The organism is Micromonospora sp. NPDC126480 (genome assembly GCF_040302465.1).
Taxonomy (GTDB): Bacteria; Actinomycetota; Actinomycetes; order Mycobacteriales; family Micromonosporaceae; genus Micromonospora.
On sequence record NZ_JBEORU010000002.1, the window covers coordinates 34429 to 49717 of the forward strand.

The 15289-nt window shown below is 65.2% G+C and carries 3 protein-coding genes; all 3 read left to right on the forward strand.

The features are described from left to right. Positions 1 to 443 precede the first annotated feature (443 nt). The 3 genes from ABTW87_RS01975 to ABTW87_RS01985 all read left to right on the forward strand — a co-directional run bounded on the left by ABTW87_RS01975 (position 444) and on the right by ABTW87_RS01985 (position 15037). The gene (locus ABTW87_RS01975) at positions 444 to 3386 is read left to right on the forward strand and encodes a COR domain-containing protein (RefSeq protein WP_502891519.1); all 2943 of its coding nucleotides are present in this window, start codon (positions 444 to 446) and stop codon (positions 3384 to 3386) included. Between the two features lie 1026 nt (positions 3387 to 4412). Further along, entirely contained in the window at positions 4413 to 7190 is a 2778-nt protein-coding gene (locus tag ABTW87_RS01980) for a TrlF family AAA-like ATPase (RefSeq protein WP_350647630.1), read from the forward strand. Positions 7191 to 7897: 707 nt separating this feature from the next. Next, on the forward strand, positions 7898 to 15037 hold the full coding sequence (locus ABTW87_RS01985) for an RHS repeat-associated core domain-containing protein (protein ID WP_350647632.1): 7140 nt from the start codon (positions 7898 to 7900) through the stop codon (positions 15035 to 15037). The last annotated feature ends 252 nt before the right edge of the window (positions 15038 to 15289 follow it).

Genomic DNA, 15289 nt, shown 5'->3' on the forward strand with positions numbered 1-15289 from the left:
TGCAGCGTCCGCTCGGGCTGGGTGCGGGGCCGAACGATAGTCCACTTACCGCGACCGCATGTGGACACCCGTGAACGTCCGTTCCGCACTCCGACTCCGGTGGACTCCGGTCCGGTCGTTGGTGCCTGATTGTCGGTCGCAGATCCGACTCGTTGTGTTGCGGGTGCCTTTGACGCTTTTGGCCAGTCGCAACGCTGTCAGGAAGCTGACAGGCCATCCTCGTCACGCGGGTCGACTGTAACTACCGCCATTCGTTACGGTCGACGTCAAATCCTGACACCACAGAGGGCTGGGCTTTGCCCAAGTCCGAATCATGATGAACCGTGGACACCTCGGAATGAGGGGGAGTCATCAGCAAGGCGGACCACACCGAGCGCACGTTCACTGCCGCAGACGCGAACCGTGCCCGGAAGGAAGGGTTTGTAAGATTCTCCGGATGGGGACTGAAGAGTTTGCCGGCGGAAATCAGCCAACTTGGCGACCTTGACCGGCTCTACCTCATCCACAACGAACTGGAAACCCTGCCGGCCGGCATCGGCCACCTGATCAACCTTACCGAACTGGACGTTCGCAGCAACCGCCTCTCGTCCCTTCCCAAGGAGATTGGGGAGCTGCGGAAGCTCGAAGAACTCTACCTAGATGACAATCAGCTCGGGACGCTGCCGGCAGAGATTGGAAAGCTGTCCGAGCTGCGCGAGCTGGATCTCGACGGAAACAACATCGCGCATCTTCCTGCCGAGTTGTTCCGGCTCCGGAACCTCGAACAGCTTGACCTCAGAAACAACAAGCTCACCGAGATCCCGCCTGACATCTGCAGGCTCACCAATTTGCGGCGCCTGTATCTCAGCAACAATCAGATATCCGAGCTGCCGCCAGAAATCGGTCTACTAACCAAGCTGGACAAACTAGAACTGGACGGGAACCAGATCCGCGAGCTGCCACGCGAAATGGTTCAACTGCTCGGTAGATCGATTTCGCTGTCCCTCTCCCGCAACCCGCTCTCCGACCCGCTGCCGGATCTGCTTACTCGCGGCCTGGACGCATTGGCCGCCTACCTTCGAAGCCTGGAGGACGCAGTACCTCACTACGAAGCCAAGGTCCTGGTGGTAGGCGAGGGAGCAGTCGGGAAGACCTCCCTGCTGGCCGCGCTTCGAGGTGAACCCTTCGTGCTAAACCGCGAAACCACCCACGGTCTGGAGATTCACCCTCTCGTCCTGCCGCATCCCGACCTTGATCTCGACATGATGGTGCGAGCCTGGGACTTCGGGGGCCAAGAGGTCTACCGGATCACCCATCAGTTCTTCTTCAGCCGACGGGCTCTCTACATCCTGGTCTGGAATGCTCGCCAAGGACAGGAGCAGGGCGAGGTTGAGGGGTGGTTGGGTCGCATACGGCTCCGGGTGGGCCATGAGGCCCGAGCAATCCTGGTGCCGACGCACTGCGACGAGCGCAACCCCGAGGTCGATTTCGAGCAACTGAAGCAGGGATTCCCCAACATGTTGGCGGGCCAGTTCAGCGTCGACAACCAGAGCGGTAAGGGGATAGCGGAGCTACGAGAGCAGGTGGCGAAGGAGGCCGCAGCGCTTCCGCAGATGGGGCGGATGCTGAGCCCGCGTTGGATCGCCGCGCGGGACGACATCCTGTCGCGCTACCAGAGCGAGCCGCAGATATCCTGGTCCGACTTCGTCAAGACGTGCCGTGAGCAGCATCTCACCGACGAGGAGACCACAACGCTAGCGGAGTTGCTGCACGACCTCGGGCACATCATTTACTACGGTGACGACGAGGGCTTGAAGGACATTGTGGTCCTGAACCCCGAATGGCTCACAAAGGCGATCGCGTACGTCCTTGAGGATTCTGCGACGCGAGAGGCGAAGGGAGTCCTCGACCATGCTCGCCTGCGCGCGATTTGGCAGGACCACGACCGGGGAGAGTCGTACCCTGTGCGTCATCACCCCTACTTCCTTCGACTCATGGAGAAGTTCGATATCTCCTACCGCCTAGAGGATCACGAAGAAAAGAGCCTCATCGCGCAACTCGTCCCGCACTCAAGACCCGTATTGCCCTGGATATTCAAGACTCCGGCACCATCGAACATGCGCACCGTGACGCTGGTGTGCAAGCTCCAAGAGCCAGCACCGGGTCTGATCGCGTGGATGACCGTCCGGCATCACAATGCCTCCGTCGGCAAGCACTGGCGAAACGGTGTCTTCCTGCGCCACCCGACTGCCGCCTACGCGTCCGAAGCGCTCATTGAGCTGCAACAGGACGGACGGCTCCTGCTTCAGGTGCGTGCCCCGTCGCCGGACCTGTTCTTCAACGTGCTTCGCGACAGCATGGAGCACCTGCTGGCGCGGCGCTGGCCCGGTCTGCAGTACCAGTTCCTGATTCCCTGTCCCACTCCTGGCTGCGTCGGGGAATTCCCCCTCAACGGCCTACTGCGCCGGCGAGAGCGCGGAAAGACGACCCGAGACTGCCTCGACTGCGATGTCGATCACGACATCTCTACCCTGCTTACCGGCTTCACCTCTTCCCAAGCCGAGATCCGAGCGCAGCTGGAGGCACTGCACGAAGAGTTGGGGGCGATCTCTGGGGGCATAGAGCGCATCGAGGGCGGCGTGCAGCGGGTCGAGGTCTTCGCCGCGCAAAGCGCTGATTCGCTTCGCCGCGTTCTCAAGGTTGTTTCAACCGAGGTGGTCGACTGCCCCAGAATGTTCACCCTGGCACCGCCGCCGGGAAACACGGAGCCACTGAACCCGTCAGGTCTGGTCAGACAACGGCGCATCACGTTCCAGCTGGTCTATCTCACCCTCTGGTGTGAACACCCAGGGGAGTGGCACCCGTGGCAACCGGCCACCTACGAGCTGAGGCAGGAGCGCGAGTGGGTGGCGAGACTGACCCCGTACGCCAACTTCGTGCTCAAGACACTCCGGCTGGTGGTGCCCATCGTTGCTGCCGTTTCGGGCATGACGCTGCCGAAGCAGCAGGCCGAGGATCTGTCGAAGCGGATCGAGCTCATGAAGGTGATCACCGACCGTCTGCCCTCCGAGGTCGAGCGCCAGGAGCGCCTCGAAGGGATGCCCAACAACGAACTCACCAAGGCGGAGGGGCAGGCCCTCCGCAGCCTTCGGGCGTTGCTCTTCAAGTACGACGAGGGCCGAGCGTTCGGCGATCTGCGCCGGGTACAGGCGCCGTCTGGAGAACTGCTCTGGGTGTGCCCACGTCACTATCACGAGTACGACCCGGGCCTGCCACAACTTCCAGAACCCGCCGCGGATCCGTCCACCGACGTGTCGCAAGGGTCGCAGGCCAGGTCTCGGGATGCCGACGCGGATCAATTGCCTCCCGCTCTTGCCCTTCGACCCGCCGTTCCGGATCTGCCCTGACTCGGCCGACAGGAGCCCTCGCCCGACCGGCCACAGATCCGAGTCGTCACGTTGGTACGGGCGAGGACGTGGAGCGGGCGGCGACCCAGTGGGATGTTCTCGCCGCCTGCTCGGGGTGTACATCCTCCTAGCTGTCGGCGACGGACTCGGACAGGGCTCGGAGCCCGTCACGGAAACGCTCCAGAGGGTGTGCCTACCTCAGCGGCCGGCAGCGCTACGAACTCGACCGACGCTGCGGCCTCCACCCGCCGGTGAACTAGAGCACGCCGAGGCACGGCCGGTGGCGCGCCGCCGCGAGGGTCCCGATGGCGGAGGCCATGCGCAGCCTGCCGTCGGCGGGGAGACGGCCATGACGCTGGCTGCTTTGGATTGCCTTGATTACGGCAATGCGGGCCATCGCACGGCCGCCAATGACCGCGGATGCGAGTTCGGACACTGAGACGCGGATGGCCCGGCGGTTGTGTACCAGGTGCGCTGGCAAGTCGGGGTCGACAGGGAGGACGGTGATCCTTAGCGTGGCGAGGCCACCCGCGGCCGCTCGGTCCTGAGCGGGAAGGGCGAGGAAGCTCAGAGCCGCTGCGATCGAGGTGACACCTCCTCGTCGTTGATCGGCTGCCGTCCGGGGTGCTGTCGAGTCCGGCCGGGGGTGCCGGCCGTCGAGGCAGAGGGCGATGCTGCCGCTGCGGTTGTCGTGCAGCTCGCATGACCCTGGGGCCGGCAGTTTCCTCGACCAGACGACCGGTTCAAGGAGTCTCCTACAAACATGTGGCGGCGCGACCGACTTCGCCAGCATTGCCGATCGTGTCGCTCTGGCATTCAATCCGAGTCTCAACAGGGCAATGATGATCTTGTCGGTGTAAACCGCTTCGCAACTACATGCCGCGATGGTCTAGCATCTACGGCCGACTGGCCGATCACGCCAGCCCCTAACGTCGCGACGGCGCCCGACACTCGGGATACCCCTCCGTTCCGCCACGGCATGTGGTCGACAGCAGGCTTCGACCTGCGCGGAATAAGGGAAGACCGATGACCAACGGAGGCTCTCGGTGGCGCAGAGTGGACTTCCACCTGCACACCCCCGGTGTGGACAGCTTCGCCGGGTTCGACGGCATGAGCTACGACGGCCCTGACGACCAGCGCAAGCTGGCGACGGCGTACGCCGACCGGCTCAGCAACGCCGGCATCGAGATCGCTGCGATCACTGACTACAACGGCATCAGGCTCCCTTGGTATGACCTGATCAAGGAGGAGGCCGCCAAGCAGGGCATCATCGTGCTGCCCGGTGCTGAACTTAACCTTGCCGAGGGAAGGCAGGGCGTGCACATTCTCGTGGTGTTCCCGCAATACACGCCGCCCGCCGCCATCAACGACTACCTGAAGTCGCTCGACCGGGATCCCTCCACGCCGCTGTGGAAGGGCCGCACGCACCGCGAGATCGAACTGCAGAAGCCACCGGCTGAGGCTCTGCGTCAGCTGCGCGAGCGGTTCGGCTGCCTGATCATCCCCGCGCACGGCGACGCCAAGAAGGGCATCGTGGCCGCGATGGGCGCCAACCTAGCCGCTCGCCTCATCGCGGAGACTGACGTCGATGGTCTCGACCACGCCGGCGGTGCGCTGCCCAAGTTGCGTAGCACCGGGATCAGCCACCGCTGGGACCACCTGGCCCAGGTCGAGTTCAGCGATCCCCGCTCTATCGATGACATCGGCGGCAAGCCGCTGGCCGACGGCACGGTGCGCGGTACCTGGCTGAAGCTCAGCTCCACAAGCCTCGAAGCGATGCGCCTAGCGCTCCACGACCCCGAGACCCGCGTACGCACGGTCGCCCCGGTCCTGCCCTATAACCCGCGCATCATCTCGATCACGATCGAGGGGAGCGGCTTCCTGGCCGGCACCCAGCTGGTGTTCGACGCCCACCTCAACACGCTCATCGGCGGTCGCGGAACCGGTAAGTCGGCACTGCTGGAGACCATCCGTTACGGCTTGGCCCTCGAGCCGTTCTGCGAGCAGAAGCGGCGCGACGAGCTTGTCAAGCACGCACTGGGCAGCGGCGGACGCGTGACCTTGGAGATCGAACGCCACAGCGACTCCGGCCCGACCCGTCGTTACATCGTCAAACGGGTGCTGGGCGAGAGCCCGCGCGTGTTTGACCCTGACAGGGGGCAGGTCGACATCGCGCCACGCGACGCCTTCGGCCCGGACCGGGAACCGATCATTCTGCTGCAGCGGGAAATCGACCAGGTCAGTGGCGAGGTCGACTACCGCCGCCAGCTGCTCGACCGGCTCATCGGCGACGAGGTCAAGGCCGCCGAGCGCGAAGTCGACGATGTGCGCCGCCGGCTGCGCACCAACGGCGCTGAGCTGCGAAAGCATGTGCTGGAACAGGCCAAGCGTCCCGAGTTGGAGAGCCAAATCGCGAAGCTGACCCATGAGTTGGACCTCTTTCAGCAGACCGGCGCGATGGACAAGCTGGCTACGCATGACCGGCTGCAGACCATCGAACGGTCTCTGACTTCCGCCTGTGACTTCACCTCACAGACATCGGGCATCGGCAATCCTTGGCGGCAGGCGCTGCAAGACCTACAGGAGACGATCGATAACAAGCGGGGGGACCTCACCGGGCGCGCAGATGATCTCACCGGCGTGGCCGAGCAGGCCTTGAGCAAGGTCACAACCGCCATCACGACGGCCGAGCAGCAAATCATCGCGGCCCTGATTGAAGCGAACGAGACTATCGAAGGACTGCGCGCCGAGCACGCCGCCCGGGTCCTGCCGCTGGCGGACGAACTCAACCACATCAAACAGGAGCTGCACGCTGAGAGGCTAGACCCGGAACGGCCTCTGAAACTGTCATCCGACCGCACCGTGCTACGGGACCAGCTGGCCACCCTCGAGCGCAAAGTGCCCGCTGGCACAGCACTGCGCAATGCGCGCCTCGGCTTGCTCGACGAGCTGACCAAGGCCCGCGCACGTGAGAGCCAGGTCCGTGCAGACGCTGCGGCTAGAATCAACTCTCAGCTGAGCGGTCGGGTCGAGGTGGCTATCGTCGCCCACGGCGACCGGCACCGGTTCACCGAAGACCTGCGCCAGCTGCTGCAGGGTAGCGGAGCCAGCGGCGCGGCGATCGAAGCGATCGCCATGACAGACGGAGCCGACGGCAGCATCATCGCGTCGGCAGTCACCGAGGGCCCAGCTAAGCTGACCCAGCAGTTCGATGTGACCGTCGCGCAGGCGAACAAGATCTGGACTTGGCTGACCGACGAGAACGCTGACCGCATCAGCGAGCTGGAGATCCTCGCACCCCGTGATCGAGTCGACATCCGGCTGCACGTCGACGGCGAGGCCAAGACCCTCGATCGCCTATCGGCTGGTCAACGGGCTACCGCGATCTTGCTGCTCATCTTCGCGATCGACGGTCGATGCATGATCCTCGATCAGCCTGAAGACGACCTCGACAATCGGTTTAGTTTTGACGATGTGGTCCAAATGATTCGTAGCCAGAAGGCCATCTCTCCCAGCGGAGGCAACCGGCAGATCATCGCCGCCACGCACAACCCGAACATCCCTGTGCTCGGCGACGCCGAACTCGTCGTCGTCCTCGACGCCGGCAACGACCAGGTACGAGTGCTCGCCCAGGGTTCGATCGACGCCGAGGACATCCGCACGCACATCCGGCAGGTACTCGAAGGCGGCGAAGAGGCGTTCCTCCGCCGGTACACCAAGTACGGCGGCGCCCGCCTGAGTCTGCCGTCTTCGGGTATCGCGCTGGCAGCCATTGCGAAGCAGCCGGTGGCATTGGCGTCGTAGGCACCTCATGGCCGACAGGTGGGCCAGCTAAAGGAGCTCCGGCACCAGACGGGTCCCGGGCCGTCAGCCCGGGACCCGCCTTGTCCAGCTAAAGTGGCTATCCGCCGAGCGTGATGGCGCCCCGTAGGCGCAGGCCGCGTTGGGAATCGGTTTGTGTCGATCCCGACAAACACCCAAAGCCAACACACCAGGTCAAGCCCGATGTCGAGGTGCTGACCTTCAAGGCGACTCGAACCCCAACGCTGCAACACATCGTCTCACTGCAAGGTCCGGGGCGGTTCGATCTTCCGTGTCTGTGGCTTGACGGTGCGGTCCGTCTGCCCGTGGAGTGGCGAGCTTTGCCTTCGGTACGCCACTGGCTTCCCCGCCTGGGACTTTCCCGGTTCGGGAGGCGGTCTGGAAGGCGGGAGTGAGGGCAAGTCAAAGTGTTCGATAGCTGGCGTTATGGCCGCTTCCGATCAGATTGATGCGCCGTGATGCGGCCCTTGACAGGGCAGTGACCTCCTCTGATACTCGCGGGACCCCTCGTTGATCATCCCGCTTGTGGAGCTCGTGTGTCTGCTCACCGTCGTGTGGCTTCTGCTCGTCGTCGGACCCGGCGTCTGACGCCGTTGTTGGTGGGGTCTTTGCTGGCTTCGCTGGTGGGGTGGGTGCCGTCGGTGCCCGCCGCTGCGGCCCCGTCCGACGTGGGTAGCAAGGATCGGTCGGTGCCGGTGACGGCGGTGCCGGGGGAGCAGGTACGCCAGACGGCGACGCAGCGGTGGCAGGCAGCTCCGGCGAGGTTTCCGCGGTCCGCGTCGGCGGTGGTCGACCTGCCGGTGCAGGCCTCTGGGGACCGGCGGGGGACAGCGACGGTGGGGGGTCTGCCGGTGACGATCTCGTCGCCGGGGTTGGCCACGGATGTGCTCTCGGGGCGGGTGCTGGCGAGCCTGGCGTCGGGTGGGGGCGCGCCGGAGAAGGTGCGCGTCGACGTCGTGGACGGGTCTGTGGCGAAACGGGCCGGGGCCGCGGTGGCGTTGAAGGTGTCCCGAGCCGATGGCCTCTCAGGTGATGCGCGGGTTCGGGTCGAGGTCGGGTACGGCGATTTCCGTGACGCGTTCGGCGCGGATTGGGCCAAGCGGTTGGATGTGCTGCTGCTGGCCGACTGCGCGGCCACGACACCGGAGAAGGACGCCTGTAGGAGCCGCACTCAGCTGGAGTCGGTCAACAACGCCTCGACATCGACGGTGTCGGCGAACGTGGACCTGATGGCCGCCCCCACCGCAGTGGTGGACGAGCCGCTGGTGGACGCGTCACCTGTCGAGCAGAGTCCGCCGACGGTCGGTCTGTCATCGGTGCAGGTGACCGGCTCGGACTCGCAGATCGCGCAGCCGCCGGCCGAGCCGTCCGTGCCGCAACCGGCGTCGTCACCGAGCGCCAGCGCGGCGCCGCTGGCGGCGGGTGCCGGCGACGGCGCGGTGATGCTCGCCCTGGCCGCGGACGGTGCGTCGGAGACGGGGACGTTCTCGGCGACGCAGCTGTCGCAGACCGCGTCGTGGCAGGCGGGTGGTCCGTCCGGCGGGTTCTCGTGGTCGTATCCGGTGGCGGCGCCGCCGGTGCCCGGCGGGCTGACACCGAAGGTGTCGTTGGACTATTCGAGCGCGGCGGTGGATGGGCAAACGGCCAACAACAACACCCAGCCGGGGTGGGTCGGCGAGGGGTTCAGCTACGAGCCGGGGTTCATCGAACGGTCCTACCGGGCGTGTGACGAGGACACCAACGTGGCGCCGTACTGGCCGACGACGGCGTCGATGAAGGATCTGTGCTGGCGGCTGCCGAACGCGCGGCTGGTGTGGAACGGCAAGGCCACCGAGTTGGTGCCGGACGACCAGAGCAACCCGCCGAACACGGCCACTCCCACAGTGTGGCGCCTCGCCGATGACGACTCGACGAAGGTCGAGTACGTCTCGGACCGGGGAACCGGGATCACGGGGTACTGGAACAACGAGCGGTGGAAGCTGACGACCAAGGACGGCACGCAGTACTGGTTCGGCCTGTCCGCGGTGCCGGGTTCGGGTGCGGGAACCTCGTCGGTGCTCGGTGTCGCGATCATGGGCAACCACGCCGGCGAGCCATGTTTCTCGTCGTCGGCGGTGACGTCGTCGTGGTGCCGCGTCGCCTACCGCTGGAACCTGGACTACGTCGTCGACGTGCACGGCAACGCGATGTCGTATCACTACAACCGGGAGTCCAACGGCCAGCGGATCTACAACTCGAACGCGTCGTACGTGGGCTACTACCGCGCCTCGACGCTGGCTCGGATCGAGTACGGGCTGCGCGCCGGGAAGGTGAGCGGATCCGCGCCCGCGCGGGTGCTGTTCACCGTGTCGGACCGGTGCTGGGAGAACTGCTCGACGCACGGCAGCAACTGGCCCGACGTGCCCTGGGACCTCGAGTGCACCGCCTCCCCGTGCCACGGTCCGACGTTCTGGTCGACCAAGCGCCTGACCAAGATCGATACTCAGGTGTGGACGGGCTCGGCGTACCGGACGGTGGACTCGCACGCGCTGAACTCGACCGTGCCGGGCACCGGACACGCCGGCAACGGCGGGGTCCTGCGGCTGTCGTTCATCCAGCGCACCGGCTCGGACACGGGCACGGGTGTCACCGGCGGAAATCTGAGCACCCCGCCGGTTCAATTCGACTACGGCGACGCCCTGCAGAACCGGGCGCTGTTCGCGGCGGGCTCGGGTGCGGCGGAGTCCTGGAAGTTCCGGCTACGACAGATCGACACCGAGTCCGGCGGCCAAATCAAAATCGGCTACGGGTTGGACTCCACCTGTGTGGGCGGGCAGAGCGCACCCAACCCGGACAGCAACACCCGCCGCTGCTTCCCGCAGGAATACCAGGGCGCCTGGACGTGGTGGCACAAGTACCTGGTCACACAGGTCATCGAGCATGACACCCGCGGCGGTGCCCCGGATGTGGTGCGCCGCTACTCCTACGGCATCACCGCAGACGGGCTGCGCGCCAGCGGCGGGTCCATCGGCTCGAACACGGCGGTGCTGTGGCGCCACGACATGAACGCCTTCGCCACCGAGCTGAGCCACCGCAGCTGGTCACAGTGGGCCGGCTACCCACTGGTGACCGAGACCGTCGGCTCCGGATCGACGGTTTCGAAGACGATGAGCCTGTACTTCCGGGGCATGGACGGGGACCGCACCGACGCCGGCGACGGCACCCGCAACGCCACCATCACCGACACCGACCACGCGGCAGCCACCGACGCCACATACCGGGCAGGGTTCCTCAAACAGCGGATCACGTTCAACGGCACCGACGTGGTGTCGAAGGAATTCTTCGACCCGACCTCGGTGCGCACCGCGCGGCGAACGTTGAGCGCGACGTGGGCGGCGTCAGCGCCGGTGGAGGCGTGGCGCACCCACACCGGCTGGTCCAAGACGATGACCTGGGTCGCGGCCAGGAACACCTGGCGCACCGCGCAGACGCGCTGGCCCAGCTACGACGGCTACGGCAACGCGCTGCAGGAAGAGCGACTCGGCGACCTCACCGTCAGCAGCGACGACGTGTGCGTACGCACCACGACGATCCTCAACACGGGCGCGGACCTGCGCCGCTTCGACACGATCAACGGCGCTGCACAAGGGACGTGGCTGGCCGACTTCAGCGCCTACGACCGCGTCTTCACCGCCGGCGACATCACCGGTGGAAGAGCCACGGATCTGCTCGCCCGCAAGGCCGACGGGACGCTGTGGGTGTTCACCGGCACGGGCAACGGAGAGTTCGGCGCCGGTACCCAGATCTCCGGCACCTGGAACGTCTACGACACGATCCTGTCGCCGGGAGACTTCACCCGCGACGGCAACAGCGACATCATCGCCCGCAAGCCCGATGGAACCCTGTGGCTGCACACCGGCAACGGCACCGGCGGGTTCACCGCCACCGGTGTGCAGGTCGGCAGCGGCTGGGGCGGCTTCGACATGATCTTTTCCGTCGGTGACTTCGCCGCCAACGGCGTCGGCGACGTCATCGCCCGCAAACCCAACGGTGAGCTGTACCTGTACTCCGGCAACGGCTCCGGCGGGTGGACCAACGGCAACGGCGGCACCCTCATCGGCACCGGCTGGCAGGGCTTCGACGCCATCACCGGCTGGGGCGACTACTCCGGCGACGCCCACCCCGACATCGTCGTGCGCGGCGGCGGCGGTCTGCGCCTGTACCGAGGCAACGGCGCCGGCGGATTCGTCTCCGGCTCCACCGACCTGCACTACGGCATGGCCGCCACCGACGTCGGCGGCGAACTGATCGCGGTCGGCAACATCACCCTCGGCGATCTCTCAGGGGACCTGATCGCGCGAATGCCGATGTACCAGACCGGCACCCTCAAGCGGCAAGAGAGCACTGCCGGTACCTGCGCAACCACGCCCGCCTACCCCGGCGATGCCCTCGGCGCGGTGCGCTACTACTACGACCAGCCGGGCGCCTCGTCGCCGAGCCTGGACCGCAAGCCGTCGTTCGGCGATGTCACCCGCGTCGACAACGTCAAGGACTACACCGCCACCACACCGAACTGGATCACCGCCAGCGAAGCAGCGCACGACAACTACGGCCGCCCGACGACGGTCATGGACGCGCTCGGCCGGGCCACCACCACCGACTTCTCCGTCAACTATGGCCTGACCAATCAGATCCGGGTCACCAACTCGCTCTCCCACACCGTCACCACGAACCTCTCTGTGGGCCGCGGCCTGCCAGTCGCCGTCGTCGACCCGAACGGCAAGACCAGCACCGGCCAGTACGACAGCCTAGGACGGCTGACCAAGACCTGGAACAACCGGCCCACCTCGGAAACCCCGGACGCCGAGTACACCTACAACCTCAGCAACGCCGCCGCTTCCTACGTCACCACCAAGACGCTCGGCCCCAACGGCAACCAGATCATCTCCCACCAGATCCTCGACAGCCTGCTGCGTCCCCGCCAAACCCAGAGCACCGCGCCGGACGGCAAACGCGTCATCGCCGACACCGTCTACGACGACCGGGGTCTGGTCGCCAAGTCGTCGGTGTTCTACAACAACGCCTCCGGCCCCACCACCACCCTCGTCACCGCCGCCGACACGACTATCGAACGGCAAACCCGCTACGCGTATGACGGCCTCGGCCGGCAGACCGCCGCCGAAACCTGGTCACTCAACGCCTACAAGTGGAAGACCAGCACCGTCTACGACGGCGACCGTACCGCCACCATCCCACCCACCGGCGGCACCACCACCCAAGATCTCGTCGACGCCCGCGGCAACGTCATCCAGAAACGGCAGTTCCACACCGGCGGCAGCCTCGCCGGTAGCTACGACGCCACCACCTACACCTACAACCGGCGCGGCGAACTCACCGGTGTCACCGACCCGGCCGGCAACGACTGGACCTACACCTACGACCTCCTCGGCCGGCAAACCCAGACCGTAGACCCCGACGCCGGCACCACCGTCAAGACCTACGACAACGCCGGACAGCTGACCACCTCCCAGGACGGACGCGGCGAGAAACTCGCCTACACCTACGACAGTCTCGGCCGCAAGACCGAGGTGCGCGACGACAGCCCAAACGGGACACTGCGCGCCAAATGGGTCTACGACACCGTCGACAAGGGCCAACTGACCAGCTCCACCCGCTACGACACCGGGCTGGCCTACACCACCAGCATCGGCGATTACGACGATAGCTACCGGCCCCTGTCCTCGACGGCTACCATCCCCGCCTCCACCGCCAACGGTGCCCTCGCGGGCACCTACACCTTGTCAATGACCTACAAGGTCAACGGCGCCCGGGCCACCGTCAGCCTGCCCGGCGTCGGCGGCCTGCCCGCCGAAACCCTCACCTACGGCTACCGCGATGAGGGCCAGCTGAACTCGATGAGGTCGGGCCAGCAGTTCTACCTGAACAGCGTCGACTACCACTACGACGGGCTGCCCTACCGCACCTACCTCGGCAGCCTTGCCAAGCAGGTACGGCTGGGCACGACCTTCGACCCCGCTACGCGCCGCCTGACCAACGCCCAGGTCGACACGGAGAGCCAGCTCACGACGGGCACGTGGGACGACAAGTTCACCACCGACTACGCCTACCGGGACAACGGCCTGATCAGCGTCATCGCCGGCAAGACCAACGGCACCCGCGACCAGGTCGAATGCTTCACCTACGACCATCTGCAGCGGCTGGTCGAAGCGTGGACTGAATCCTCGTGGAGCTGCGCCACACCACAGCGCGCCGGCGCAGATCCTTACTGGCGGCAGTGGACCTTCGACAAGGGCGGTAACCGGAAAGCCCAGGTCGACAAGGACCCCGGCGGCGACACCACCTGGACCTACACCACCCCCGCTACGGGACAGTCCCAACCGCACACGCTGACCAGCGTGTCCGCGACCGGGCCCAAGGCCGGCACTCCCATCCGGTCGTTCACCTACGACGACGCCGGCAACACGCTCACCCGCACCACCGACATCGGCACCAACCAAACCCTGACCTGGGACCCCGAAGGCCACCTGGCAGCCCTCACCGAGAACGGCCAAACCACCAGCTATCTGTACGACGCCGACGGCAACCGCCTCATCACCCGCGCACCCGACAAGACGACCCTCTACCTCGGCAATACCGAACTCGAACTCGCCACCGGCAGTAGCCAGACCGACGGCACTCGCTACTACGACGGCTACGCGGTCCGTAATGCTGCCGGCCTCAAATGGACGATCAACAACCACCAAGGCACCGGCCAAATCCAGATCGATGCCGGCACTTTGACAAGTCAACGCCGCCGAACCATGCCCTACGGCGAAGACCGCGGAACACCACCAACTCCCTGGCTGGGCAGCAAGGGATTCGTCGGCGGCACCAAGGACGACACCGGCCTCGCCCACCTCGGCGCCCGAGAATACGACCCCACCCTCGGACGGTTCATCTCCGTCGACCCCATCCATGATCTTGGCGACCCGCAGCAGTGGAACGGCTACACATACAGCAACAACAGCCCGATCACCTTCTCTGACCCCAGCGGGCTAATCCACATAGAAGGAAACAGCCAAAGCGAAGGTGGCCAGATCGGCTACCAAACCGAGAGCGGTGTCACGGTCACCGGCACCCCGATGAACGCGCCCGAGCCGCCTCCGCCGCCGCCGCCGACGGAGGAGAGCGGTAGCTCTGGCGGCGCCGGGGCGTCTTGCACTGGATTCAGGTCTTGTGAGCAGCAGATCGACGAGGATACGAGGACGCTCGCCAGCGGGACGTCGCTGTATGGATTCTTGATCCTTGCCCCTTCGCCTGAAGAACTTAACGAGGCGCTCGACGCTGCTGAGCGGGATTATTGCAGTTGGAAGATCTTCTGCGATAGGAACAACGAAGGTGTTGCCGGTCAAATGGCGACGCAAATCTGCGGAAGCCATGCCGATTGGTGCGGATTCGATCCGAACGGGCCTTTCCCCGTCATGGGATACGAAGAAGCAGGAGCCGGTTCACTGCTACGGCCATTGCTTCCCAAGGCGCTCGCCGCTGGTCGCAATTCAGTCGGGGGCTATCGGGTCTACATGGGCTATGCGGACGACGGTACAACCTGGGTGTATTCCGGAATAACGAAGCAGGGAATTGCCAAGCGGCAGGCGCAGCACGGTACACGATTTGACATCAAAGAAATCACAACGTCGACCGTGACCAGGGGCGAGGCGCGTGCTATTGAGCAGGCGTTGATTGTGCGAAACCAGGGGTTGAACAAGATTAACAGTATCAGCCCAAAGCATTCATACTATGAAAGAGCCGTGGAATGGGGGAACGCCTGGCTTAGGTTGAATGGCATCTAGCCCTCTTTCGCATAGGAGTGGCTGTAGGTGTTCATAGAGTGGTCATGGACGTTTTGGCTCGGGGAAAGCGTGACGACGGTCCAAAGCCCGATTGATCGCATAAGTTTATCGCTAGGAGAGTGCCAGGTCAGATTTTTTTGCTCGTGGCGCAGAGTGATACAATGTCGACGTATCGGAGTGTTCAATTTGTCGACGGTCACCCCTGAAAAATCGCGCGAAACTATTGTTTTGGATGGGAGGTGCTAGGTATTG